This is a genomic window from Streptomyces sp. MBT53 (genome assembly GCF_016654115.1).
GTDB lineage: Bacteria > Actinomycetota > Actinomycetes > Streptomycetales > Streptomycetaceae > Streptomyces.
This window is the reverse complement of sequence record NZ_JAEQAZ010000133.1, coordinates 1-24,004: the sequence shown is the minus strand read 5'-3', so window position 1 is coordinate 24,004 and position 24,004 is coordinate 1. Positions and strand designations below refer to the sequence as shown.

Sequence of the window (24,004 nt, the reverse complement as noted above, 5' to 3'; positions counted from 1 at the left end):
CGTCTCATGAGCTGCATGTTTCGCGGGGGACGTGAACGCCGGGTGCACTGGGGGTGACTCCGGGGGCTCCACTCGCGGGGGAGGCGGGGTTCAGGACCGCACGGCGCTCTCGGCGCCCTCGACCGGGGCGAACAGGTGGGCCATCGCCTGCCACAGGGGCATCACGCGGGGCGTGGAGCGAGGGGTCCGCCGGGGAGCGGCCGCCGACGGCTGGGCGGTGCGGGGGCTCTTCGTGAGGGAGGTGGTGGCGGTGTGCGGCATGACGGGTTCCTTCCGGTGGGCCGTTGACCTCGGCCTTGGCTCTGACCTTCTGAGATCTACGATCCCGCCGGGGGGCTGCCGCCACGAGGGGGTGGGCTGCCGGGTCGGGGGTGTAGGTGGCTCCACCATCGCGCCCGTGGACGAGGAGAAGGACCACGCACGAACGCCCCGCCGTGCAGAATGCACCGCATGTTCGGACTCGCGCCGCTCCAACGACTGTCCCTGCCCGAGGAGTTCGCCCTGCTGTCGTACGGGGAGAACGGCAGGGTGCCCAACTCCCGTCAGACCGCGGCCGGTTGCGCGGCGGCGGAACTCGGTGAACTGGCCCTGCGGAGAAGGCTGTTGGTGAGGCCCAGGAGGACCAGGAAGCTAGGCGTCGACATCTACCGGCTCCGCGGCGAGATAGAGCTGTTTCCCAGCACGCCCCACACAAGCCTGACTTGGGCGGATGGCCTGCTGGCCGCCCTGTGGACCCGCAGCACCGCCCTCGACCCCCGCCCCCTCACGGTGACCCGTTGGCTCAGGGAACGCGGCCGGGAAGCACTCGCGCTGCACACGAGCGCACTCGTCGAGCGAGGCGTGCTGCGCCAGAGACCCGGCACCCTCCTCACCAGAACGCGCCACCACCCGGACGCCGCCCTCCGTACCGCCCTGATCGACGGCGTCCGTGCCGTCCGCGCCGAACAGGTGCCGCTGGACGAACACATGCTGTTCCTCTGCGACTTGCTGGACGGCGCCGGCCTGACGAAGGACTTCGGCCTCACCATGACCCGCCCCCAGCGCCTCGAACGCGCCCGGGGCATCGGCGCAGCCGGAGCCCTCCCGGAAACCCTGCGCGACACGAGCACCGTGCTGGGCTTCTCACTGCCGGCCCGGGAGGGCCGGACGATCACGGTCGGCGACTGACCGTCCTTTAACTGTCCTTGCGGGCCACCCCGCCGTAGATGCCGATGGGCGGCGCGTCCGGGTTCGGAGTCTGCTCGGGGCGCCAGTGGGTGACGCGGACCAGGCCCGGGTCCACGAGGGTGAAGTCGCCGAAGAAGTCCAGGACTTGGGCGTGGGTGCGGAGGTTCAGGGTGGCGGTGGCCCGGTTGTAGACGGACGCCGCCTCCTCGCGCTGGTCCTCGTGGACGTCACCCGTGGCGTGGGAGAGGACGAGATAGGAACCGGCCGGCAGCGCGTCGCGCAGGGTGGCGACGATGCCGTACGGGTCCCCGTCGTCCGCGAGGAAGTGCACGACGGCCACCAGCAGTACGGCCACCGGCCGGTCGAAGTCGATCGCCTTGCGGACCTCGGGGTGGTCGAGGATCGCGCGGGGATCGCGCAGGTCGGCCAGGATGACGGAGGTGTCGGTGCCCTCCATGAGGGCCATCGAGTGGGTGCTGACGATCGGGTCGTTGTCGACGTAGACGATCCGGGTGTCCGGGGCGACGGCGTGCGCGATCTGGTGCACGTTGGGTTCGGTCGGCAGCCCGGTCCCGATGTCGAGGATCTGCCGCACCCCGCCCTCTTCCACCACATGCCGGACGGCCCGGTGCATGAAGCGCCGGTTGGCCCGGACGCCCTCCCGCACCTCGGGCGCGGCCTTGATGAACTGCTCGGCGGCGTCCCGGTCGACCGGGTAGTTGTCCTTCCCCCCGAGGAAGTAGTCGTACATCCGCGCCGGGTGGGGCTTGCTGGTGTCGATGATCAGTGGCTGGGCGCCACTGCCGTCCCCGCTGGGAGAGGTCATGAGGCCAGGCTCCGTCTTGGTGAGTGGCTGTCAGATCATCATCCTGGCATGCCCGCTGTCGTCCGGGGGACGACTCCACCGGATCGGGAATTGACAAAATCGATTTCGATATGTCCTCGATGGATTTCTGGAATCGGCCGTCATTTCTCTTGAATTGGTTGACAGCGGAGTGGATGGTGTGTCCCTTGTAACTCCTTCTGGGAATGCGCTGGTTCATGGGGAAGGGGAATTGACAGGGGGCTGTTCGTTCCCTACCTTCCAGGCGTCAGTTCTTTATCGAGCGCACCCGAGGTTGTTTCTTCGTGCAGGCCACTTATCTGCCCGACCGGCACATGTTCGCCCTGTGGAACTGGTCGGAACGGGGTGCGATCGCCGCCCCGCCCGCCGATGCCGTCGAGGCCGTCGCCCTGGTCGTCCCGACCCCGGGCCTCGACGGGTTCGAGGTCACCGACGTCGACTGCGCGCTCATCGAACCGGACCGGCTCGCCGACGCACCCCTCGACGCGCCCGGCCGTTCGGTGGCTGCCTGGCGGCAACTGCTCGCGGGCGGCGACGCGCCCCTGCCGATCGCGGCGCACGCCGTCCCCGACGCGACCGGTGTCGCCGTGACGTCCGCGGAGCACGCCGTGGCCGTCTTCCGCCACACCCGCGCCGTCGCCACCGAACTGCGCGCCGCACTCACCGCCGCGCTGCGGCCGTACCAGGTGCGCGGGGTGAGCTGGCTGCGGGAGACCGCCGACGCGCACGGCGGCGCGGTGCTCGCCGACGAGATGGGGCTCGGCAAGACGTTGCAGGCCATCGGCTACCTCACCGGACGGGCCGCGGAAGGACCCCAACTGGTGGTGTGCCCAACGTCGTTGGTGGGGAACTGGGCCCACGAGATCGAGCGGTTCGCCCCCGCGCTGCGGACGACGACCTGGCGCGGCGGCCCCCTGGAGACGGTGGCTGCCGGCACGGTCGTCCTCACCGGCTACCCGACCCTGCGCCTCCACGGCCCCGCCCTGACGGAACAGCGGTGGATCACCGTCGTATTCGACGAGGCACAGGTTCTGAAGAACCCCCGCACCCAGGTGTCGAAAGCCGCGCGGACCATCGCCACCGACACCCGGATCGCCCTGACCGGAACGCCCGTGGAAAACCATCTCGAAGAACTCTGGGCACTGCTCAACCTGGTCGCACCGCACCAGTTCGGGAACAGGACGCAATTCCGCCGCCGTTTCGTCCGGCCGATCGCGGAAGGCTCCGTCGCCGCCGCGGCCCGACTGCGCGGGGTGATCGAACCGGTCGTACTGGCGCGGAAGAAGGCCCAGGTCGCCGGCTCGCTCCCGGCCAAGATCCACGCCGACCTGATCTGCGACCTCACCGAGGAACAGCAGCAGTCGTACGACCGCGTCCTGGACCAGGTCGTCGACGACGGCTTCGGCAGCGGGGCGGGGCGCCGGACCAAAGTGCTGGCGGCCCTGACCGCGCTCAAACAGGTCTGCAACCATCCGGCCTTGCTCACCGACGGCGTGGACGGCGTGGACGGCCTGGACGGTCTGGAAGGCCGGGACGAGCTGGCGGGCAGGTCGGGGAAGCTCGACCTCTGCACCGACATCGTGGCCAACAACCTCGAAACCGGCTCGCCCACCCTGATCTTCACGCAGTACGTGCGGACCGGTGAACTGCTGGTACGGCACTGCGCGGAACAGTTCGGGATCGAAGTGCCGTTCTTCCACGGCGGCTTGCGACAGGACCAGCGCTCCGACCTCGTCCGCCGCTTCCAGTCCCCCGACGGCCCGCAGGTGATGGTGCTCAGCCTGAAAGCCGGCGGCACCGGACTCACGCTCACCCGCGCGGCCGACGTCATCCACTTCGACCGCTGGTGGAACCCGGCCGTCGAGGCACAGGCCTCCGACCGGGTCCACCGGATCGGCCAGACCCGCACCGTCACGATCACCACACTGACCACCGGGACGACGGTCGAGGAGCACATCGCGGCCATGCACGCACGTAAATCCACACTGACCGGCGTAACCGGTACGGCCGACACCACCGACATGTCCGGTGTCGCGCAACTGGCACTCCTGGACGACGACCGTCTCATAGAGATCCTGCGCCGGAAGCGGGACAACTGACCATGCCCGACAGCGACTTCGGCTACACGGCATGGGGCAAGGACTGGGTCCGCCTCGCCGAACCACTGCGCCAGACCCGCCCCGATCCGCAGCTCCCGCGTGCGCGGGGACTGGCCCGCGGCGGCAAGGTCGAGATCACGCTCGACGGCCGGACCGTACGGGCCGTCGTCCACCACGGCCGCACCGCCTACGCCGTGAACATCGAACTCGCGGCGATGCCCCGCGAGACGACGGCCGGCATCTCCCGCCGGCTGTCCGGCGCCCGCCCCGTCCTCACCGACGAGCTGTACCGCGCGCTGGCCGACGACGGACACCGGCCCGCACCGCACATCGCCGGCACCGACTGCACCTGCCCGGCCGACACGCCCCGCTGCGTCCACGTGCTGGCCACCTACTACGAGATGGCCCGCCGCGTCGACGACGATCCGCGGGTCGCCCTCGACGCCCAGGACTACTTCCGCGTCTCGTCGCGGGACGCCGGCGTATCCACCGCCACGGCACCGCAGCGGTGGATCGCTCTCAACGCCCTCAAGACGGACGACTACTTCTGATGCTTCCGATATTCGGCGACTTTCGACGCGGCTGGGTGACGGGTAAGAGGACCGCACATGCGCGCGGCTAACAGACCGCCCTCCAAGACCATGAAAAAGGCGGGGTCCGAGAACCCCGCCCACCCACACCCGCAAACCCTCAACTCACGGCCACACCAAGCAGTACGGCTGATGCCCCGCCTCATGCAACCGATGGCTGAAGTCCTGCCACTCGTGCAGCAGTTGGTACACATTGAAGGCGTCCCGCGGGCCGCCCCGGTCCGGCACCGTCGACCAGATGAACGCCGCCGCTCCGACCGCCTCCTCGCCGATTCCCCGAAGGGGGTCGACGACCGTCATCGGGAGTTTGACGACCGCGTAGTCGGGGTGCAGGACCACCAGTTCCAGCGGGGGCACCTTGTTCAGGGGGACGCCCTCGATGCCGGTGAGGACCATCGCGGCCATCGTCTCCGGCTTGATCTTGGTGAACATGCCGTTCATCCCGAGCTCGTCGCCGCCGAGTTCCTCGGGGCGCATCGAGATCGGGACGCGGGCCGCGGTCGCGCCGTCGGGCGCGCCGAAGTATTTGTAGGTCACCCCCACCCGACCACCATTCCTGCTCCCCGCCCGCAACTGATCGATCCGACGTTCGATACGTCGCTCATCCCGATCCGACTCACCCGAACCCGAACTTGATCCCGGACCCGAACTCGCTCCCGGACCCGAACCCAGGCCGGTTCCCGATCCCGATCCCGGCCCGGACCCGCCCTGCCGTGCCTCGGCCTCCTCCGCGTCGCGCCGGTGCTTCCCCCGCCGGGCACGCCGAGGACCCAGATCGTCAGTCCCCTCGCCCAGTCCGCCACCGCGATGCATATCTCCACCCGACTGCTTTTCTGGGACGCGTGGCCCCAGCCGCGCAACCCGATCATCGTGTCAGTGACCTCCCCCACGGCCGCCCGCCGAAACGTGCGCTGAAACACCTGTCCGCAGGATCTGCGCAAGCCCTGTACACCGGCGCCCGCATGAGCTGTGTGTATCTGTGTGTATCACCTCCCAGTCTCGCAGATGGGTGGGGGCCCGTGCCCGCGCTCCCGCCGCCTACCCTGAGGAGGTAACTGAGGTCCCGGAGTCCGAGAAGTCGGAGAAGTCGCAGGTCATGAGCCAAACGCCCAGCGAAACGCCAAGCGAACCGGCAGGTGTACTGCCCAGCACACTGCCCTATTCCTACGAAGCACCCGTCTCGCAGGCTCTTTTCGACCGTGCGTCGGTCGTCACACCGGGCGGCGTGAACTCCCCGGTGCGCGCCTTCCGCGCCGTCGGCGGCACGCCCCGGTTCATGGTGTCCGGCAACGGCCCCTATCTGACGGACGCGGACGGGCGCGAGTACGTCGACCTCGTCTGTTCCTGGGGGCCGATGATCCTCGGGCACTCCCAGCCCGACGTGATCGCCGCCGTACAGGACGCCGTCTCGCGCGGGACCTCCTTCGGGACCCCCGGCGAGGGCGAGGTCGCGCTCGCCGAGGAGATCGTCGCCCGGGTCGGGCCCGTGCAGCAGGTGCGGCTCGTCAGCAGCGGGACCGAGGCGACCATGTCCGCGATCCGGCTCGCCCGCGGGTTCACCGGGCGGCCCAAGGTCATCAAGTTCGCCGGGTGTTACCACGGTCACGTCGACGCGCTCCTCGCCGCCGCGGGCAGTGGCGTCGCCACCTTCGCGCTGCCCGACACCCCCGGTGTCACCGGCGCCCAGGCCGGAGACACCATCGTCCTGCCGTACAACGATCTCGAAGCCGTGAACGAGGCCTTCCACCGGCATCCCGGTGAGATCGCGTGCGTGATCACGGAGGCCTCGCCCGGCAACATGGGCGTCGTGCCGCCCGCCCCCGGGTTCAACCAGGGGCTCAAGGACGCCTGCTCGAAGAACGGCGCCCTCTTCATCTCCGACGAGGTCATGACCGGGTTCCGGACCAGCAGGGCCGGATGGTTCGGGATCGACGGGGTCGTCCCCGACCTCATGACGTTCGGGAAGGTGATGGGCGGCGGCTTCCCCGCCGCCGCGTTCGGCGGGCGGGCCGACATCATGGGGCACCTCGCTCCCGCCGGGCCCGTCTACCAGGCCGGCACCCTCTCCGGGAACCCCGTCGCCACCGCCGCCGGTCTCGCGCAGCTGCGGCTTCTCGACGACGCGGCCTACGAGACGGTGGACGCCGTATCGGCGCAGATCCAGGCGCTGGTCACCGAGGCGCTCTCCAAGGAGGGTGTCGCGCACCGGCTGCAGAACGCCTCCAACATGTTCTCCGTGTTCTTCACCGACCGGAGCGTGCGCAACTACGAGGATGCCAAGGCGCAGGAGTCGTACCGCTTCACCGCCTTCTTCCACTCGATGCTGGCGCAGGGTGTCTATCTGCCCCCCTCGTCCTTCGAGTCCTGGTTCGTTTCCACGGCCCACGACGAACGGGCCATCCAGCGGATCGCCGACGCCCTCCCGGCGGCGGCCAGAGCGGCGGCGGAGGCCACCCGATGAGCAGCAGCGCCACCAGTGACATCACCGTCGTGCACGTGATGCGGCACGGTGAAGTCGCCAACCCGGACGGGGTGTTGTACGGGCGGCTGCCCGGCTACCACCTCTCCGAGCTCGGCCGGCAGATGGCCGACCGGGTCGCCGAGCACCTCTCCTCCCGCGATGTCACGCATGTCGTCGCCTCCCCGCTGGAGCGGGCGCAGGAGACCGCCACACCGATCGCCAAGGCGCACGGGCTCGACCTCGCCACCGACGGGCGGCTCATCGAGGCCGACAACGTCTTCCAGGGCAAGACCTTCGGCGTCGGCGACGGCGCGCTGAAGAAGCCCGACAACTGGAAGTACCTCGTCAATCCCTTCAAGCCGTCGTGGGGCGAGCCCTACGTCGACCAGGTGGTGCGGATGATGGGGGCGCTGGACGCCGCCAAGGACGCGGCGCGCGGGCACGAGGCCGTGCTGGTCAGCCATCAGCTGCCGATCTGGATCGTGCGGTCCTACGTCGAGCGGCGGCGGCTGTGGCACGACCCGCGCAAGCGGCAGTGCACGCTCGCGTCCCTGACGACCTTCACCTACCGCGGCGACAAGATCGTGTCCGTCGGCTACACCGAGCCGGCCCGTGATCTCGTCCCGGCGCATCTCCTCGCGGGCGCGAAGCCGGTGAAGGGGAAGGACAAGGCGTTCGGCGCCTGAGAATCGCGGATACCGCGGATGCCCCCGATATCGCGGATATCACGATTCGGTCACCCGTCAGGGCCGGTTGTCGAGACAGGCCTGTGACATTTGTTTCGGAACCCAGATGGTTCCTGGCGAACTTTCCCGTCCGTCGCGTCCTCTCACAGGTAGACCACAGAGGATGCGACGGATGGGGAAGCAATGCGGAGTCTCACGCGACGGGGAGTGCTCGGGGCCGGTGCCGGCGCCGCGGCAGCTGTAGGGCTCGCGGGGTGCGGCACGCAGGGGTCGGACCCCTTCGGCGACTCCGGGAAGGGCGGGAAGGGCCACTCCAGCAAGCCCAGCAAGTCCATGGAGCCCCGCACCAAGCCCATCGGTGACGGCTCGACGTCCTTCACCGGCGCCCAGCCCAAGCAGCCCCACAAGCCCGTGCCGCTGGAGGCCGGACAGACCCCGCCGCAGTTCGTGATCTTCTCCTGGGACGGCGCCGGCGAGGTCGGCAACGGCCTCTTCCCCCGCTTCCTCGACCTCGCCAAGCAGCACGGCGCGAGCATGACCTTCTTCCTCTCCGGCCTCTATCTGCTGCCCGAGTCGAAGAAGCGCCTGTACAACCCGCCGAACAACCCGCGCGGCGCCTCCGACATCGGCTACCTCACCGACGAACACGTCAAGGCGACCCTGACCAACGTCCGGCGCGCGTGGCTGGAAGGCCACGAGATAGGCACCCACTTCAACGGCCACTTCTGCTCCGGCTACGGCACCGTCGCCAACTGGACGCCCCAGCAGTGGCGCAGCGAGATCGACCAGGCCAAGTCCTTCGTCAAGGAGTGGCGCACCAACACCGGCTGGCACGACCTGCCGTCGCTGCCCTTCGACTACGACAAGGAACTCGTCGGCGGCCGTACGCCCTGTCTCCTGGGCCAGAACCAGCTGCTGCCCACCGCCCGTTCGCTCGGCTGGCGCTACGACGCCTCCTCGCCCGGCGGCCGGCAGGTCTGGCCCGACAAGAAGAACGGCGTGTGGGACTACCCCCTCCAGGCCGTCCCGTTCCCCGGGCACAGCTTCGAAGTCCTCTCGATGGACTACAACATGCTGGCCAACCAGTCGGTCAACACCACCAAGGCGCCCGCCTACAACTACCCGGGCTGGCGTACCCAGGCCGCGCAGGCCTACATCTCCGGCTTCCAGCGGGCGTACGAGACCAACCGCGCACCCTTCTTCATCGGCAACCACTTCGAGCACTGGAACGGCGGCATCTACATGGACGCCGTCGAGCAGGCCTTCAAGCACATAGCCGCGGAGAAGGAGAAGGGCGCCGACGTCCGCATGGTCTCCTTCAAGCAGTTCACCGACTGGATCGACGTGCAGAAGCCCGAGGTGCTCGCCAAGCTGCGCGGCCTCGATGTCGGCCAGGCACCGGCCGGCGGCTGGAAGTCCTACCTGGCCGCGAGCCCGACCTCCTCCTCCACGGCCACCGGAGACGCTGCCTGAAGCGTCGCCCGACACTTCGTCTGATACGTCGTCTGAAATGCGGTTTTCCACCCGCGGGGCGCCCTTGAGGGGGGCGCGCAAGATCCCCAGAACGGGCATGCGAAACTTTTCACATGAGTGCCGCCAGTCGCGCCCGTAGCCGCGCCGTCCTGTCGACCGCCGGCGTTGCCGTCGCCGCGTTGGTGCTTTCCGCCTGCAGTTCCGGGGGTACCTCCGGAGGCTCCGGCAACACCAACTTCATCACCGGCTCCGACGGCATCGCGACCGTCAAGAAGGGCGACCGCCAGGCCGCCCCCGACCTGTCCGGCAAGACCATCGACGGCAAGACGCTCGACACCGCCGACTACAAGGGCAAGGTCCTCGTCGTCAACGTGTGGGGCTCCTGGTGCTCCCCGTGCCGCGCGGAGGCGGACAACCTGGTCCAGGTCGCCAAGGCCACCGCGGACAAGGACGTCCAGTTCGTCGGCCTCAACACCCGCGACACCAGCACCGAACCGGCCGTAGCCTTCGAGAAGAAGTACGCCGTCCCCTACCCCAGCCTGTACGACCCGACGGGCAAGCTGATGCTCCGGTTCAAGAAGGGCACCCTCAACCCGCAGGCCATCCCCTCCACGATCGTCATCGACCGGGACGGGAAGATCGCGGCGCGCGCACTCCAGGCACTGAGCGAGGAGAAGCTGCGCGAGATGCTCGACCCGGTCATCGCGGAGAAGTGAGCTGACGTGCTGCTCGCCGCCGCCATCACCGAACCCAACACCACGGTCCGCGACGGGGCTCTGCTGCTGGCGCTGCCCATCGCCGTGCTCGGCGGGCTCGTCTCCTTCTTCTCCCCGTGCGTCCTGCCGCTGGTCCCCGGCTACCTCTCCTACGTCACGGGAGTCACCGGCACCGACCTGGGCGATGCCCGCCGGGGCCGGATGGTGCTGGGTGCTTCCCTCTTCGTGCTCGGTTTCACCGCCGTGTTCGTCTCCGGCGGGGCCCTGTTCGGCTACTTCGGGTACACGCTCCAGGAGAACAAGGACGTCCTGACCAAGGTGCTGGGCGTGCTCATGATCCTCATGGGCGTGTTCTTCATGGGGATGATGCCCTGGCTCACCCAGCGCGAGTTCCGCTTCCACAAGCGGCCGGCCGCCGGACTGATCGGGGCGCCCGTCCTCGGCGCGCTGTTCGGGATCGGCTGGACGCCCTGCATCGGGCCCACGCTCGCCTCCGTCATCGCGCTCTCCTCGCAGCAGTCGAGTGCCGGTCGCGGCGCCATACTGACCGTCGCGTACTGTCTCGGCCTGGGTGTCCCCTTCGTCCTCACCGCGGTCGCGTTCCGCAAGGCCCTCGGCGCCTTCGGCTGGGTCAAGCGCCACTACGTCTGGGTGATGCGCATCGGCGGCACCATGATGATCGTGACCGGCGTGCTGCTGCTCACCGGTGCCTGGGACGCGCTGGTGCAGGACATGCAGAGCTGGTCCGACGGCTTCACTGTAGGGATCTGATCGATGAGCAAGACGACCACCGACTCGTCCGCCGCCGAGGAGCAGGATCTCGGCGCCGCCGGCTCCCAGCTCTCCACCGCCCCCGTCGAGACCGCCATGCCCGGCTCCTTCGGCGGCAACCGGAAGCCCGGCCTGACCGGCTGGCTCGCCTGGACCGGCCGTGAGGTGCTCGGCTGGGCGCGCTGGTTCTGGCGGCAGCTGACCTCGATGCGGGTCGCGCTGATGCTGCTGTTCCTGCTGTCGCTCGGCGCGGTCCCCGGCTCGCTGATCCCGCAGTCCGGCACGGACGCGCTGAAGGTGTCGGAGTTCCAGGCCGCGCACAAGACGCTCGGGCCGATCTACCAGAAGCTCGGCCTCTTCCACGTCTACGGCTCGGCCTGGTTCGGCGCGATCTACATCCTGCTGTTCGTCTCCCTCATCGGCTGCATCATCCCGCGCACCTGGCAGTTCGTCGGCCAGCTCCGCGGCCGTCCGCCGGGCGCCCCCAAACGCCTCAACCGCCTTCCCGCCTACGCGACTTGGCGCACCGCCGCCGAACCGGAGCAGGTCCGCGAGGTCGCCCTCGCGGCCTTGAGGAAGCGCCGTTTCCGTGCCCACGTCGCCGGGGACGCCGTGGCCGCCGAGAAGGGCTATCTGCGGGAGACCGGCAACCTGCTCTTCCACCTCGCGCTGATCGTGATGCTGATCGCCTTCGCGTGGGGCCAGCTCTTCAAGTCCGAGGGCGACAAGCTGGTCGTCGAGGGCGACGGCTTCTCCAACACCCTCACCCAGTACGACGACTTCAAGTCCGGCAACCTCTTCAGCGACGACGACCTGGTCCCCTTCAGCTTCAACCTGAAGAACTTCGTCGGCACCTACGAGCGCACCGGCCCCAACCGCGGCACCCCGCGCACCTTCCAGGCCGACATCACCTACAGCGTCGGCGCCTACGGCAAGTCCAAGAAGCACACCATCAAGGTCAACGAGCCGCTGGAGATCGGCGACTCGAAGGTCTACCTGGTCAGCCACGGCTACGCCCCCGTCGTCACCGTCCGGGACGGCAAGGGCAACGTGGTCTTCCACCAGGCCGTGCCGATGCTGCCGCTCGACTCCAACGTCACCTCGCAGGGCGCCATCAAGGTCCTCGACGGCTACAAGAACGCCCAGGGCGTCGCCGAACAGCTCGGCTTCGCCGCCGTGTTCGTGCCGACGTACGCCAAGAGCAGCGGCACGATGTTCTCCCAGTTCCCCGGGCTCGACTACCCGGTGCTCAACGTCACCGGCTACCACGGCGACCTGGGCGTCAACGCGGGCATCCCGCAGAACGTGTACCAGCTGGAGACCAAGAACCTGAAGCAGTTCAAGGACTCCAAGGGCAACATCCTCAAGCAGCAGCTGCTGCCCGGCGAGACGATGACCCTGCCGAACGGCGCCGGGTCGATCACCTTCGACAAGCAGATCAAGGAATGGGCGGGCTTCCAGGTCGTCCAGCAGCCCGGCACCGACTGGGCGCTGGCCGGCGCGCTCACCGCGATCTTCGGTCTGGCCGGCTCCCTGTTCATCCAGCGCCGCCGCGTCTGGGTGCGCGCCACCACCGGCGACGACGGCAGCACCGTCGTCGAGATGGCCGGGCTCGGCCGCAGCGAGTCCGCGAAACTCCCCGAGGAACTCGGCGACCTGGCGGCACTCGTGCACGACCGGGCCCCGACGAAGACCGACGACGAACCCTCCGTACCCCCCGAAGGGGCTGAGCAGCAGTGAACATCGCCGCCGCCACCAACGAGCACCTGGCCAACATCAGCAACACGCTGATCTACTCCTCGATGGCCGTCTACACCCTGGCCTTCCTGGCGTACATCGCCGAGTGGACCTTCGGCAGCCGCAGCAAGATCGGCCGTACGGCCGCCGCGCTGACCGGTGCCGCCGCGAAGAAGGCGGACGCGCCCGCCGTCACCGTCAAGAACGCCGGTGGCACCACCGTCCTGGAGCGGCCGAAGGTCGTCGTCCGGGCCGCGTCCGGCTCCCGCGACGTACCGGACGGTCCCGGCGCGCACGGCGGGGACGAACAGGGCGACCTCTACGGCCGTATCGCCGTGTCCCTCACGGTGCTCGCGTTCCTCGTCGAGCTGTCCGGGGTTCTCGCCCGCGCGGCCTCGGTGGAGCGGGCGCCCTGGGGCAACATGTACGAGTTCAACATCACCTTCTCCACGGTCGCCGTCGGCGTGTACCTGACGCTGCTGCTGCTCAAGAAGAACGTGCGCTGGCTCGGCCTGTTCCTGGTCACGACGGTCCTCCTCGATCTCGGTATCGCCGTCACTGTCTTGTACACCGCCAGCGACCAGTTGGTTCCCGCCCTCCACTCGTACTGGCTGTACATCCACGTCTCCACCGCGATCATCTGCGGCGCGGTCTTCTACGTGGGCGCGGTGGGCACGCTCCTCTACCTCTTCAAGGACTCGTACGAGAGCAAGCTCGCCGGCGGCGGCAAGCCCGGCGCCTTCGCCACCTCCGTGATGGAGCGGCTGCCCGCCTCGGCGAACCTCGACAAGTTCTCCTACCGCGTCAACGCGGCCGTCTTCCCGCTGTGGACGTTCACGATCATCGCGGGCTCGATCTGGGCCGAGTCCGCGTGGGGCCGCTACTGGGGCTGGGACCCGAAGGAGACCTGGGCGTTCATCACCTGGGTCGCCTACGCCTGCTACCTGCACGCCCGCGCCACGGCCGGCTGGAAGGGCCGCAAGGCCGCCTACCTGGCCCTGATCGCCTTCGGCTGCTGGATCTTCAACTACTACGGCGTCAACATCTTCGTCGGCGGCAAGCACTCCTACGCCGGCGTCTGACGTCCCCTACGACGTCTGAAGTCCCTTACGGCGCCTAGGTCCTGTCCGGCGGATCATGTGACTGTCGGGTCGCTGGCTCGTTGTCCTCGGTGTGGGGCGGGGTGATCTGACGAACGCGGAGTGGGTGCGGCTGGAGCCGCATCTGCCTCCGCCAGGGCTGCGTGGCGGTCGGTGGAACGACCACCGTTCGGTGGTCAACGGGATCCTGTTCCGGGTCCGCACCGGCATACCGTGGCGCGACCTGCCCGAGCGTTTCGGCAGCTGGAAGACCGTCTATGAACGCCACCGGCGGTGGTCGGCGGACGGCACGTGGGACCGGATCCTCGCGGCCGTCCAGGCGGATGCCGACCTGGCCGGCCGGATCGACTGGAGCATGGTCGGTGTGGACTCAACGTCCTGCCGGGCCCATCAGCACGCGGCCGGTGCCCGCAAGACCAGGCCGCGCGTCCCGAAAAAAGGTCGACGCCCCGAAACCACCGCCCCGACGAGGGACTTGGACGGTCCCGGGGCGGCCTGACCTGCAAAATCCACCTGGCCGGAGAAGGCGGATGCCGCCCCCTGGCCGTCCTGCTCACACCGGGCCAGTCCGGTGATGCCCCGCAGATGATCGAGGTCCTCGACCGCATCAGCGTTCCCCGCCCCCAGGGCGGACGCCCGCGCACCCGGCCGGATCATCTCAGCGCAGACAAGGCATACAGCTCCCGCAGAAACCGTCGCTACCTGCGAAGACGCCGGATCAAGCACACGATCCCGGAACCGAAGGACCAACGGGCCCACCGCCAACGGCGCGGCAGCAAGGGCGGCAGGCCCGCCGGCTTCGACAGCGAGATCTACAAACGCCGCAACGAGGTCGAACGGACCATCAACCGGCTCAAGCACTCCCGGGCCGTCGCCACCCGTTACGACAAGAGGGCCTACATCTTCCACGGCACCGTCACCACCGCCGCCATCAGACTCTGGCTCCGACCATGATCCGCCGGACAGGTCCTAGGCCGGGGGCAGGCACTCCTTCGACGGGGGCCTGCCCTCCGGCCAGGCGAGTTTCACGAAGCGGGCGGCGCCCTTCGGGGTGAGTTCCACGATCGGTACGGCCTTGTCGTACGGGTTGCCGTGGACGTCCAGGCAGATCCAGCCGCTCGCCCCGCTCACCCGCAACGAGCCCTTGACCTGCGGCCATTGGAGGCCGACGTCGGACAGCGGCGGGATCTTCCGCTGGGCCGGGGTGGCCTCGCGGACGCCGTGGACGGCGAGTTGCATCGCGTCGTAGGCGATGATCGACTGCCCGTCGGCGAGGGCGACCGTGCCGATCGGGCCGACCGGTGCGGTCTTCGAGGCGGCGAGTAGCTTGTCGAGTTCCTGCGAGTCCTGGGCCGAACCGCCGGTCGCCGGGGCGTTCTTGAGCCAGGCGTCCGGGTGGGCCAGCGCGGTGTAGCGGACGGAGACCCCGTGCTGGAGGGCACTGGCGTCGAGTTGGCTGTCGCCGGTCAGGTAGGAGCCCTCGTCGCCGGTGAGCACCGTGAACTTCCGTGACTGGCAGCCGCGGCGGCCCAACGCGTTGATGAACTGGCGCAGTTGGGTGTGGCGCCCGGCGAAGAACACCGTGTCCAGCTTGGCGTCCGTGTCGCAGACGAGATCGGTGATCTGCCGGAACGTGTTGGGCGTACTGCCCTCCTGGCTGCGGTCCGCGGGCGGGGTGAACGGCCAGGAACCGTACGGCGATCCCTTCAGCAGCGTGGTGAAGGCCTGCTGAAGCGTCTTCGTGTACGGGTCGCCCGGCTTGTCGTAGACCAGCAGCGCCCGGTCCGCCGTCACCTTGGCGAACGAGGCCAGCGCGCGGGCCTCGTCGGTGTTGGTGGGGGAGACCCGGGCGAGACCGGGGTAAGGGTCCTTGCCCTGCTGCCCGTTGGCGAGGTCGTCGGCGGTGATGGAGGAGCCGACCACCGGGACGCCGAGCCGGGTCAGCTCCGCCACGGCCTTCTTGTTGTTGTCGGTGCTCGTCCCTATCCCGGTGACCGCCCGCAGCCGGTCCGACGACGTCGTCATCGACACGATGCGATCGACCGCCTGCTCCCAATGGGTGCCCGTGGCACCGGGGTTGGCGAGCACCAGCCGGATGTACGGGGTCTCGCCGTTGTCGTCGTGGTTGGCCGCGTACTGCGCGAGATAGGCGCCCTGCAACTCGTGCAGCACGTCGTTCAACGTGTCGGTGTCGGTCGCGGTGTACGGCTCGTAGAGCGCGACCGAGACATAGGTCCCCGTTTTCAGGCGGCTGTTCTCGCGGGCCACCGCCCTGATCGTGTCGGCGAGCCGGCGCTGGCCGAAGTCGAACGCCGACGTCGACACCCCCACGCACTCGTCGCTGCCCTCGGGACGGGCCACCCCGGCCGCACAGGAGCGGTCCTCCTGCAGCGCCGTACGGACCAGCACCACCAGGCCCGCGACCAGGACGGCCGCCACCACCAGGGCCGTGTACCGGTAGACCGGGATGGTCCGGATCTCCTCGAACAGCTCGCGCAGCCGTCGCCTCACCGCAGCCCCCCGCTTCCGTCGTCGCCGTCCGCCCCCGCGGGCACCCGCAGCGCACGCCCCGCCAGCGCGTCCTCCGGCCACCGCTGCGCGGCCCGGTACAGCAGCTCACTGCCCGCCGGCCAGACCGTCGACAGCTGCTCCAGATCGAAGTGCATCCGGTCCGCGACCTCCCCGTCCGGCAGCACCAGCGGATCCGTCACCTGCCACACCGCGTGCAGCAGCCGCCGTACCGTCAGATGCAGGACCGGGTCCACACCCTCCGGCGGCCGCTCCTCGGCGTCCGTACGCGCGAGCGCGACGGCCTTGCGGTGGTCGCCGGCCGCGCCGATGTCCCGGCCGTGCGGATCGTGCGCGTGGTAGTAGGGCGCGGCGGTCACGAAGAGCAGCGTCTCCAGCCAGGCGCGCGGGGGGATGAGGCGGAAGTTGTCCCGCAGATACTCCACCGCGTCCACCGTGTCGCCGAGGGCGAGTTCGTGGTGCAGTCGGTAGCGGGCGCGGGACGGGGCGTCCGGACTGCCCGGCAGCCCCTCGTAGTGCGAGAGCAGCGAACGGTGCACGGCCCGCCAGCGCCCGTGGTCCGCGTCGTCCAGATGCAGCCGCAGCAGGAGCAGGGTGCGCAGGAACGGATCGCCCACGAAATAGCCCGCAGCCGGCGGCAGACCCTCCGAAGTGAGCTGTGTGCGCAGCCGGTTGACCCCGGACGCGCCGAAACTGTCCCGCAGCCGCCGCCCCTGCGCCAGCGCCCGCGCGGAGTCCCCGTCGTGCGCGGTCGCGAGTACGGCCAGCTCCTCCGCGATCCCGGGCGCCACCAGCCGGTCCAGCAACTCCCGGTACACGGGCCGCGGATCACTCGCCGCGTCGCCCTCCGGCTTCAGCCCCGCGGTCAGCAACTCCCCGGGACTCACGGCCCCCACCGGCCGGGTCTGCCGTACCGCCTCCCCGAGCAGCGCCGCCCCCAGCGGACTGCCGGCCGTCAACCGGTGGATGGCGTACGGCAGTTGGGGCGGCACCTCGACCCGGATCGGCTCGGTCGCGCACACGTCCGCGATGACCCGCCGGGTCTCCTCCGGAGTCAGCGGCGGCAGCGTCACCAGCAGCGCCCGCGAGGACGGCGAAGCCCCCGGCACCCAGCCGCTCGCCCGCCCCACCTCCGGCAGCGGATGACGCACCGCGTCCGGCAGATCGGGATGCCGGTCCCCGCGCAGCGCGGCGAAGAAGGCCACCTGGTCGCCGACACCGTCCGAACGTTCCTTCAATACGGCCTTCATCAGCCCCGGCCCCGGCCCCGACTGCACATTGTCGACGAGCACGACCGGCCGCCCGACCCGGCGCATCCGCTCCCACCGCCGCCGGTAGGTGTCGCCCAGATCGGCGAGCAGCGCGCGCAGCAGCCAGCGTTCGGCGTCCGTGCGGGAGGTGCCGTCGGCGCGGAAGTCCCGGGCGATCTCGATCAGCCCGCGCTTGGGGTCGCCGCTCGCGCCCGGATAGTCGCGGTACCAGTCGGCGCCCGCCTTCAGCAGCCCGTTCGGCGTCCACACCAGGTCGAAGAGGGTGTCGAGGGTCGCCTCGATGAAGGCCTGGCCGACCGGACCGGTACCGGACACATTGGCGATCAGCCGGGAGGCGACCTTCGTCGCCCAGCCCTGCGCGATCACCGACCAGCGCCGGGCCGGATCGCTCAGCAGCAGGATCCGCCGGGCCTCCTCACGGGCACTGTCCTCGTCCCGGGCGTCCCAGCCGGTGGCGCACACCGCGAGCAGCCCGGCCTCCAGACGCGGGAAGTCGATGGCGCCGGCGCCGTGCACCACCGGCTCCCGCAGCTGCTCCGCGACCGTGGTCAGCGCCTGCCACACCGGGGACCAGGTCGCGGCGGGTCGCCCGTCCGGCAGCCTGGTCAGCCGGTCGGCCTCGCAGTCGATCAGCGCGACCGGCGTGTGCCCGCGGTACGCGGTCCGCAGCTCGGCCAGCACCGTGCTCTTGCCGAGGCCGCGCGCGCCCGCGAGCACCACGAAGGGTGGTTCCGGGTGTTCGTACGGCGTGGTGAGCAGCTGGTAGGGGCGCAGCCCGGTCAGGCGCGAGGCGAGACCGGGCGGCTGTGCCTCGAACAGCGCCCCGCGGCCGTGCAGCCCTCTACCCACCGCATCTCCCCCTGAGCGGTCGCCCTGCACACCGGAACCTGTCTATCAACACCAGGGTAAATAGGGGGAGTTGGTTCGGACTAGGTCGTGTGGTGTCCGTTGAGTTACGAAAATGTCTGAACGCGGGCCTATTCGACGGTGATCGAGTCCAGTTTCTCCCGCAGATAGACATGCGAGTCGACGGCCTCGTACGCCACCCGCCCGACCGGCGCGGGCACCGACTCCACGAGCGTGCCCGGAGTGCACTCGCCGAAGTAGACCAGCGACATCAGCTCCTCGGCGGGCGCGTCGGCGGGCGGCGGCAGCACCCGGTGCCGTCCCGAACGCCACCGGTCACCGGTCCAACGGGCCATCAGATCACCGATGTTGATGGTGAACGCCTCCGCGTCGAACGGCGCGTCCTCCCATCCCCCCTCGTCGGTGAAGACCTGCAAGCCCCCCTTCCCGGCCTGCCGGTCGAGGATGGTCACCGTCCCGAAGTCGGTGTGCGGCCCGATCCGGAACTGCCCCGGCTCCGGCTCCCCGACGACCTCCATGCCCGGGTACCAGTTGATGTTGAACCCGTAGGTCGGATGGTCCATGTGCCGGGAGAAGAAGTCGGGTTCGAGCCCGAGCGCCACCCCGAGCAGCGACAGCAGCTGCTTCTCCAGCTCGCCCATCCGGTCGAGGTACTCCTCGCACAGCTCCTGGAGCCCCGGGATCTCCGTCGGCCACACGTTCGGCGCGTACCACTCCGCGTTGATCACCGGGTCCTCGAACGGCCGGTGCGTCGCGAAGGTCAGCGACTCCTTCAGATCGGGCGGTGTCTCGGTCCCCTCCGAGTACCCGTTGGCCTCGGCCCCCGGCCCGAGCCACCCGCGCCCGCCGACCTTCGCGGAGTACGGCTCCTTGACGTCGACCGGCAGCGCGAAGAAGGCACGCGCGGCCTCCCGGATCCGGGACCGGAGCTCCGGGTCGACCCCGTGCCCGGTGACGAGCAGGAACCCGGCCGTCTGCAGGGCGCTGTCGACGGTACGGGCGATGCCCTTACGGGTCTCGTCGTCCCCGTCGACCCAGGGACGGAGATCGATCGTCGGAATGCGGGGTGGGGTCTGGGGCTCAGTCACCGATGTCCTCGTTCCAGAGTGCCGGGTTGTTCTTGATGAAGTCGCGCATCAGCTGAGTGCACTCGGCGTCGTCGAGGAGAACGATCTCCACACCGTGCTCGGCGAGCCAGTCGTGCCCGCCGTGGAAGGTGGCGGCCTCGCCGACCACGACCCGCGAGATACCGAACTGCCGCACCAGCCCGCTGCAGTACCAGCACGGCGAGAGGGTGGTGACCATGGTCGTCCCTCGGTACGACCGCTGCCGCCCCGCCGCCCGGAAGGCGGCCGTCTCCGCGTGCATCGAGGGGTCGTCGTCCTGGACGCGCCGGTTGTGGCCGCGCCCCAGCAGGGTGCCGTCGGCGCCGTAGAGCGCGGCACCGATCGGGATGCCGCCCTCGCCGAGTCCGGCGCGGGCCTCCTCGACGGCGGTGGCGAGCCAGGCGCTCGCCCGTGCCTGATCCAAAGGCTTCATGTGCTCACTCTCCAGTGGCCGAAACACGAGGGCAACGTGCGGAAAGTACTCTCCCCGCAACCCGTACCCGGACGAACTGTCCGCGCCTCTGGAGGTTCCCGTGCCCGCACTCACCCTCCGCGAGGTCCTGGCCCTCGACCCGGTCCGCGCCTCCGAACCCGAACTCCTGGCCGGAGAGGCCGCCCTCGACCGCCCCGTGCGCTGGGTCCACTCCAGCGAGGTCTACGAGGGCGCGAACTTCCTCGACGGCGGCGAACTCCTCCTCACCAACGGCTTCGGCCTCACCGACACCGCCGCCGAGATCCGCCGCCGCTACGTCCGCGAGCTGGCGGCCCGGGGCGCGTCCGGCCTGGCGGTGGAGATCGGCCGCTCGCTGCCCACGATGCCGCCGGAGGTGACGGACGAGGCCCGCCGCCTGGGGCTTCCGTTGCTGGCCCTCCACCGGGTCGTGCCCTTCGTGCGGATCACCGAGGCAGCCAACCGGGCGATCGTGGCCCGGGGCCTGTCCGGCCGCTCCGTCGTACGACCCTGGGGCGACGACCACACCGCCGCGCTCCTGGCCGACCTCGCGGACCGGGCCGCGCTGAACCAGCCCGAGGTCGAGGCACGGTCGGCACTCGCCGGCTTCCACCCCGGCCCCGGCGCCCGCCTGATCGGCGTCTCGGTGCACGGCACACGCGAGGTCTCCTCCGTCGACCGGGCGGTACGGCTGCTGGGCGGGGCGAGCGTGCTGCGGGCTGCGTTTCCCGGCGACGTACTGGCGCTGCTCGCGCTTCCGGGCGCTGTCGCGGGTGACCCCGTTCGCGCCGTACAGGAGGCCTTCCGTACGGCGGCCGAGCCCGGGCTGACCGTCGCGGTCGGGCATGTGGTCGACGCGGGCAGCGGCTGGCTGCGCTGGAGCGACACCCTGCGGGCGGCCCGTACGACGCTGGAACTCGCGCTGACCGTCCCGGCCGCCGAACCCGCCGTACCGGGAGGCCCGTTGGTGACATCGGCGCGGGCGCTGGCGCTGGAACGGGAGCTGACGCGCGGCGGCGTCGACGCGAACCGCGACCGCCTGGCCCGGCTGGTGCAGCATGCGCTGGGCCCGCTGCTGGCGTGGGAGGCGGCCCATCCCAGCGACCTGGTGCGCACGTTGGAGGTCCATCTACGACACGGCTGCTCACCCACCCGGACGGCGGCCCTGCTGCACATCGGCCGTCAGTCGCTCTACCAACGCCTGGAACGCATCGAGTCGTTGCTCGGCCTGGAGATCGACGACCCGGACCTGCTGGGGGAGTTGCTGGCGGCGGTGTGCGCGCATCGGGTGGTGCGGGGGATGGGGGCGGCTCAGGTACGGGGGCTGCGGACCGTGGCTTAGAAGCCGGTGTCTTTACGCAGAACCGCCTGCCTCACCCGGATGTTGTGGGCCGACCGGGCACCGGCGCGACCTTGTCGAGGCGTCGTCGGGTCTCGTCCGCGTCGAGGGGCCCGCCATGGCCGGGGAGCAGGCGCTGCGGTCGGCGGTCGAGTTCGGCCATGAGCGCCCTGCGCACTCCGGCGGCGTCCTCGGTGAAGAAATGGCGCTTCGGGCTCCGGGGGCGCAGCACGCCACCGCGGACCAGGTCGCCGACGAGCGTGTCGTCACCGACGCGGACGACGAGCGAGCCGGGGGTGTGGCCGCCGAACCGCTCGGCGTGCGCGTCGACGCCGTAGGGACTCAGGTCGAGCTTGTCCTCCACCAGGATGTCGGCTTCGACCGGCCGGGCCTTCGCACGCAGGACCATGGGCTTCAGCAGCGCACCGGCCGGATGGCTGATCGGGAGTACGTCGAACCGTCCGGTCCGCAGGAGTTGTTCGTCACCCAGGCCGACCGCGATCGGAACGCCGGCCTCCGCGAACGACGCCGCCGTGCCGCTGTGGTCGTTGTGGCCGTGGGTCAGGAGGACCAGGGCGATGTCGCGAGGCTGAAGGCCCTGCGCGGACAGCGCGTCGCGCAGACGGTCGCCGTCCTCCGGTCCGCCCGTGTCCACGAGGACCGCTTGCTCGCCCCGCAGGAGGTAGGCGTTGCTGTTGCCCATGGAGAGGGGGGTGACGGTCGTGGCGCTCATGCGGTGCACCGAGATGCTTCGGCGCCGGCACCGACGGTCGTGCGGCCGTCGGCTGTGCGTATACGAACGGAACCGTCCATGATCACCCTTTCTCACGCTACCCGCGTAACCTTACGGCCGTAAGTAGAGCATGAGAACTTACGCCTGTAAAGTCATCGCCATGGCTCCATCCGCAGCACGCAGACGCAACCCTCGAGGCCAGGGAGGGCAACTCCGCGACGAGATCGTCACCGCAGCCCGCGAGCTGCTGATCGAGACCGGATCGGACAGCGCGGTGACCCTGCGTGCGATCGCCCGCAAGGTCGGCATCGCGCCACCGTCGATCTACGCGCACTTCGACACGCCCGACCAGATCGTGGAGGCCGTGGTCACCGAAACCCGCTCACTGCTGGTGCGTCAGCTGGAGGCCGCCCGGGCGGGAGCGGAAGGCGCGCGTGAACGACTTCTGGCCGACTGCCACGCCTATCTCGTCTTCGGCGCCGAGCAGCCCGAGCTCTACGCCCTTCTCTTCTCCCGGCCGCGGCCCAGAGGCAGCAGCACCACAGAAGAACGCGTCGACCAGGCGGTACGCCAGCTCGCGCCCATTGTCGGCGAGACCGTCGCGAGTCAGCTCGCTCCCGCCGAGGCGTTCTCGATACTGCTGCGCGATGTCGCCGACGCGATGCACGACGGCACGTCCCGTGCGGAGGATGCTCTCGCCACGGCGACCGCTCTCTGGGCGGCCCTGCACGGCCTCATTCTGCTCCGCGCTCACATTCCCCGATTCCCGTGGCCGTCACCCGGTCCACTGGAGGAGGAGATCATCAGCCGGCTCGCGTTCCCGCACGGCCGCGCACCTGGATGACCGCTGGCTCGGCGCGACGTTTCTCAGCGGCGCAGGGTGACTTGGCTGGGGCCGTTGAAAGGGGCGTAGCTGATCACCGTGGGTGGGGTGCGCAGGATGTCGTCCTCGGCGAACAGTTTCCTTACGGCGTCGAAGGAGACCTCGCCGCTGACCACCGGGGCGACACGGTCGTAGAAGAGGCGTGACGGCTCCGGCAACGGCTCACCGGGCTTGCCCTCGTCCTCGCTCCACACGTCCCAGAGCAGGGTCTCGACCTTGTTGAGGGCGGCGAGGTCGAGACGGATGTTGCCGGCGACGAACCGTTCGCCCCAGAACGGGCCGTCCTCCGGCGGGTGCAGTCCGAAGGTCGTCGGGTCGGCGCCGCCCGTGCGGATGGCCTGCCAGGCCTCGCCTGCTACGAGGTATCTGTCGCGGGGTACGTCCATCGGGTCGAAGTCGATGTTCCAGTGGTCCGCGATGACGGGGTCCGCGAGCTGGGAGTCTGCGAGGAGCCAGCCGCGGTCGTCGTGCCAGTACTCGGTGACGACGTGATCGCCGTGGAAGCGGGCGGAGGTGTTCTCGCTGAAGTAGTCGGCGAAGCCCGAGCGGATACGGGCCGGGATGCCCAGGTGCCGCAGGAACGAGCAGTGCAGCAGCGAGAAGTCCCGGCAGGTTCCGACGAACCGGTCGTCCGGTGTGCGTCGTTGGGTGAGCGGGGCGTCGTTCCGGTCGACGAGGATGCGGAGGATGTCGTCGATGTAGCGGGTCTCGGCGTCGTTGTGCAGGCGGTCGGTGGGGTGGACGTGGTCGTAGAAGCCGGCTTCCAGGCGGTGGACGATCAAGTCGCGGGTGATACGGGCGAGTTGGGCGGGGTCGCTTGGGAGATCGGCGTAGCGGTCGGCCAGGGCGCCCGGGTCGGAGTATGTGCTCTGGGTGGTGTAGAAGGTGCGGGAGTCGAGGGGCATGACATCGCACCGTGCCAAAATTCGCCCCGGATTGTCCATGGGTAGGGCGTTGGTGGGTGAACGTCGGGCCACTCGCTTCTTGTCAGTGTCGGGCTTCCGCGGACCGAGTAAAGGGCGCTCCCTGCGGTCGCGTCGCCTACGGCGATTCCGCTGCGCTCCACCCTTGACTAGGTCCGCTCCAGCCCGGTTGAGAAGCGAGCGAGCGGCCGGGGAGGAATGGGGGTCCCAGGCATACCAGCCCTTACGTCGGCTGCGTCCGCACCCGGCGGAGCGGAT

General features: G+C 69.8%; 22 protein-coding genes. 13 read left to right on the top strand and 9 right to left on the bottom strand.

The features are described 5' to 3' along the window. Positions 1-90 precede the first annotated feature (90 nt). On the bottom strand, positions 91-261 hold the full coding sequence (locus JHN45_RS35745; protein WP_200715151.1) for a hypothetical protein: 171 nt from the start codon (positions 259-261) through the stop codon (positions 91-93). A gap of 189 nt (positions 262-450) precedes the next feature. On the opposite strand from JHN45_RS35745, the gene JHN45_RS35740 reads away from it, so the two are divergent. Continuing rightward, the gene (locus JHN45_RS35740; protein WP_236584474.1) at positions 451-1,167 is read left to right on the top strand and encodes a GPP34 family phosphoprotein; all 717 of its coding nucleotides are present in this window, start codon (positions 451-453) and stop codon (positions 1,165-1,167) included. A 7-nt stretch (positions 1,168-1,174) separates the two neighbouring features. Here the strand turns inward: JHN45_RS35740 and JHN45_RS35735 are convergent, their stop codons facing one another. Then, positions 1,175-1,993 carry an SAM-dependent methyltransferase gene (locus JHN45_RS35735; RefSeq protein WP_200715149.1) on the bottom strand — a complete coding sequence of 273 codons (819 nt, stop codon included), beginning with the start codon at positions 1,991-1,993 and terminating at the stop codon, positions 1,175-1,177. A gap of 302 nt (positions 1,994-2,295) precedes the next feature. Between JHN45_RS35735 and JHN45_RS35730 the strand changes: the two genes are divergently transcribed. Continuing rightward, positions 2,296-4,110, top strand: coding sequence for a DEAD/DEAH box helicase (locus JHN45_RS35730; protein ID WP_200715148.1), 1,815 nt, complete (start codon positions 2,296-2,298; stop codon positions 4,108-4,110). Between the two features lie 2 nt (positions 4,111-4,112). Continuing rightward, positions 4,113-4,661 carry a hypothetical protein gene (locus tag JHN45_RS35725; RefSeq protein ID WP_200715147.1) on the top strand — a complete coding sequence of 183 codons (549 nt, stop codon included), beginning with the start codon at positions 4,113-4,115 and terminating at the stop codon, positions 4,659-4,661. A 144-nt stretch (positions 4,662-4,805) separates the two neighbouring features. Here JHN45_RS35725 and JHN45_RS35720 read toward each other — a convergent pair whose 3' ends face one another. Continuing rightward, positions 4,806-5,243: a hypothetical protein gene (locus JHN45_RS35720; protein ID WP_019061278.1), complete on the bottom strand. Its 438-nt coding sequence runs from the start codon at positions 5,241-5,243 to the stop codon at positions 4,806-4,808. 553 nt (positions 5,244-5,796) lie between these two features. Between JHN45_RS35720 and hemL the strand changes: the two genes are divergently transcribed. The 8 genes from hemL to JHN45_RS35680 all read left to right on the top strand — a co-directional run bounded on the left by hemL (position 5,797) and on the right by JHN45_RS35680 (position 14,598). Next, complete coding sequence (gene hemL / locus JHN45_RS35715; protein ID WP_200715146.1) at positions 5,797-7,161, top strand: glutamate-1-semialdehyde 2,1-aminomutase; 1,365 nt, start codon at positions 5,797-5,799, stop codon at positions 7,159-7,161. Next, positions 7,158-7,847 carry a histidine phosphatase family protein gene (locus tag JHN45_RS35710; protein ID WP_200715145.1) on the top strand — a complete coding sequence of 230 codons (690 nt, stop codon included), beginning with the start codon at positions 7,158-7,160 and terminating at the stop codon, positions 7,845-7,847. The genes hemL and JHN45_RS35710 overlap by 4 nt, the downstream gene beginning before the upstream one ends. Before the next feature lie 183 nt (positions 7,848-8,030). Next, positions 8,031-9,320 carry a hypothetical protein gene (locus JHN45_RS35705; protein ID WP_201053469.1) on the top strand — a complete coding sequence of 430 codons (1,290 nt, stop codon included), beginning with the start codon at positions 8,031-8,033 and terminating at the stop codon, positions 9,318-9,320. 113 nt (positions 9,321-9,433) lie between these two features. Beyond that, on the top strand, positions 9,434-10,036 hold the full coding sequence (locus JHN45_RS35700; protein ID WP_200715143.1) for a TlpA disulfide reductase family protein: 603 nt from the start codon (positions 9,434-9,436) through the stop codon (positions 10,034-10,036). Between the two features lie 9 nt (positions 10,037-10,045). After that, a complete protein-coding gene (locus JHN45_RS35695; protein WP_200715154.1) occupies positions 10,046-10,807 on the top strand; it encodes a cytochrome c biogenesis CcdA family protein in 762 nt (253 codons plus the stop codon). Between the two features lie 3 nt (positions 10,808-10,810). Continuing rightward, complete coding sequence (locus JHN45_RS35690; protein ID WP_200715142.1) at positions 10,811-12,547, top strand: cytochrome c biogenesis protein ResB; 1,737 nt, start codon at positions 10,811-10,813, stop codon at positions 12,545-12,547. Next, on the top strand, positions 12,544-13,626 hold the full coding sequence (ccsB, locus tag JHN45_RS35685) for a c-type cytochrome biogenesis protein CcsB (protein ID WP_200715141.1): 1,083 nt from the start codon (positions 12,544-12,546) through the stop codon (positions 13,624-13,626). The genes JHN45_RS35690 and ccsB overlap by 4 nt, the downstream gene beginning before the upstream one ends. Before the next feature lie 91 nt (positions 13,627-13,717). After that, positions 13,718-14,598, top strand: a protein-coding gene (locus tag JHN45_RS35680; RefSeq protein ID WP_201053468.1) for an IS5 family transposase whose coding sequence is annotated in 2 segments (ribosomal slippage) — positions 13,718-14,078 and positions 14,078-14,598 — 882 coding nt in all. Because the reading frame shifts where the segments join, the coding sequence is not laid out codon by codon here. Between the two features lie 15 nt (positions 14,599-14,613). On the opposite strand, the gene JHN45_RS35675 is transcribed toward JHN45_RS35680, so the two are convergent. From JHN45_RS35675 to JHN45_RS35660, 4 genes are all read right to left on the bottom strand, one after another. Next, positions 14,614-16,155: a hypothetical protein gene (locus tag JHN45_RS35675; RefSeq protein WP_201053466.1), complete on the bottom strand. Its 1,542-nt coding sequence runs from the start codon at positions 16,153-16,155 to the stop codon at positions 14,614-14,616. Next, positions 16,152-18,293 (bottom strand): hypothetical protein, encoded by a 2,142-nt coding sequence (locus JHN45_RS35670; RefSeq protein ID WP_201053464.1) that lies wholly within the window; start codon positions 18,291-18,293, stop codon positions 16,152-16,154. The genes JHN45_RS35675 and JHN45_RS35670 overlap by 4 nt, the downstream gene beginning before the upstream one ends. Positions 18,294-18,421: 128 nt before the next feature. Then, positions 18,422-19,399, bottom strand: a complete 978-nt coding sequence (locus tag JHN45_RS35665) for an isopenicillin N synthase family oxygenase (RefSeq protein ID WP_200715138.1) — start codon at positions 19,397-19,399, stop codon at positions 18,422-18,424. After that, complete coding sequence (locus JHN45_RS35660) at positions 19,392-19,850, bottom strand: nucleoside deaminase (RefSeq protein WP_201053461.1); 459 nt, start codon at positions 19,848-19,850, stop codon at positions 19,392-19,394. Before JHN45_RS35660 ends, JHN45_RS35665 begins: the two co-directional genes overlap by 8 nt. 100 nt (positions 19,851-19,950) lie before the next feature. Here JHN45_RS35660 and JHN45_RS35655 point away from each other — a divergent pair, with 100 nt between their 5' ends. Further along, positions 19,951-21,210 carry a PucR family transcriptional regulator gene (locus JHN45_RS35655; RefSeq protein ID WP_201053459.1) on the top strand — a complete coding sequence of 420 codons (1,260 nt, stop codon included), beginning with the start codon at positions 19,951-19,953 and terminating at the stop codon, positions 21,208-21,210. Between the two features lie 31 nt (positions 21,211-21,241). Here JHN45_RS35655 and JHN45_RS35650 read toward each other — a convergent pair whose 3' ends face one another. Further along, positions 21,242-21,940: an MBL fold metallo-hydrolase gene (locus JHN45_RS35650; RefSeq protein WP_201053457.1), complete on the bottom strand. Its 699-nt coding sequence runs from the start codon at positions 21,938-21,940 to the stop codon at positions 21,242-21,244. A 160-nt stretch (positions 21,941-22,100) separates the two neighbouring features. Between JHN45_RS35650 and JHN45_RS35645 the strand changes: the two genes are divergently transcribed. Next, on the top strand, positions 22,101-22,784 hold the full coding sequence (locus JHN45_RS35645) for a TetR/AcrR family transcriptional regulator (protein ID WP_201053449.1): 684 nt from the start codon (positions 22,101-22,103) through the stop codon (positions 22,782-22,784). A gap of 23 nt (positions 22,785-22,807) precedes the next feature. Here JHN45_RS35645 and JHN45_RS35640 read toward each other — a convergent pair whose 3' ends face one another. Continuing rightward, entirely contained in the window at positions 22,808-23,728 is a 921-nt protein-coding gene (locus JHN45_RS35640) for a transglutaminase-like domain-containing protein (RefSeq protein ID WP_201053447.1), read from the bottom strand. Positions 23,729-24,004: the final 276 nt, after the last annotated feature.

Excerpts from the sequence above, each read along its gene's own strand:
- JHN45_RS35725 (WP_200715147.1), top strand. The coding sequence starts at position 4,113 with ATGCCCGACAGCGACTTCGGCTACACGGCATGGGGCAAGGACTGGGTC.
- hemL (WP_200715146.1), top strand. The coding sequence starts at position 5,797 with ATGAGCCAAACGCCCAGCGAAACGCCAAGCGAACCGGCAGGTGTACTG.
- JHN45_RS35640 (WP_201053447.1), bottom strand. The coding sequence starts at position 23,728 with ATGCCCCTCGACTCCCGCACCTTCTACACCACCCAGAGCACATACTCC.
- JHN45_RS35700 (WP_200715143.1), top strand. The coding sequence starts at position 9,434 with ATGAGTGCCGCCAGTCGCGCCCGTAGCCGCGCCGTCCTGTCGACCGCC.
- JHN45_RS35735 (WP_200715149.1), bottom strand. The coding sequence starts at position 1,993 with ATGACCTCTCCCAGCGGGGACGGCAGTGGCGCCCAGCCACTGATCATC.
- JHN45_RS35705 (WP_201053469.1), top strand. The coding sequence starts at position 8,031 with ATGCGGAGTCTCACGCGACGGGGAGTGCTCGGGGCCGGTGCCGGCGCC.
- JHN45_RS35745 (WP_200715151.1), bottom strand. The coding sequence starts at position 261 with ATGCCGCACACCGCCACCACCTCCCTCACGAAGAGCCCCCGCACCGCC.
- JHN45_RS35690 (WP_200715142.1), top strand. The coding sequence starts at position 10,811 with ATGAGCAAGACGACCACCGACTCGTCCGCCGCCGAGGAGCAGGATCTC.
- JHN45_RS35740 (WP_236584474.1), top strand. The coding sequence starts at position 451 with ATGTTCGGACTCGCGCCGCTCCAACGACTGTCCCTGCCCGAGGAGTTC.
- JHN45_RS35645 (WP_201053449.1), top strand. The coding sequence starts at position 22,101 with ATGGCTCCATCCGCAGCACGCAGACGCAACCCTCGAGGCCAGGGAGGG.
- JHN45_RS35650 (WP_201053457.1), bottom strand. The coding sequence starts at position 21,940 with ATGAGCGCCACGACCGTCACCCCCCTCTCCATGGGCAACAGCAACGCC.
- JHN45_RS35710 (WP_200715145.1), top strand. The coding sequence starts at position 7,158 with ATGAGCAGCAGCGCCACCAGTGACATCACCGTCGTGCACGTGATGCGG.
- JHN45_RS35660 (WP_201053461.1), bottom strand. The coding sequence starts at position 19,850 with ATGAAGCCTTTGGATCAGGCACGGGCGAGCGCCTGGCTCGCCACCGCC.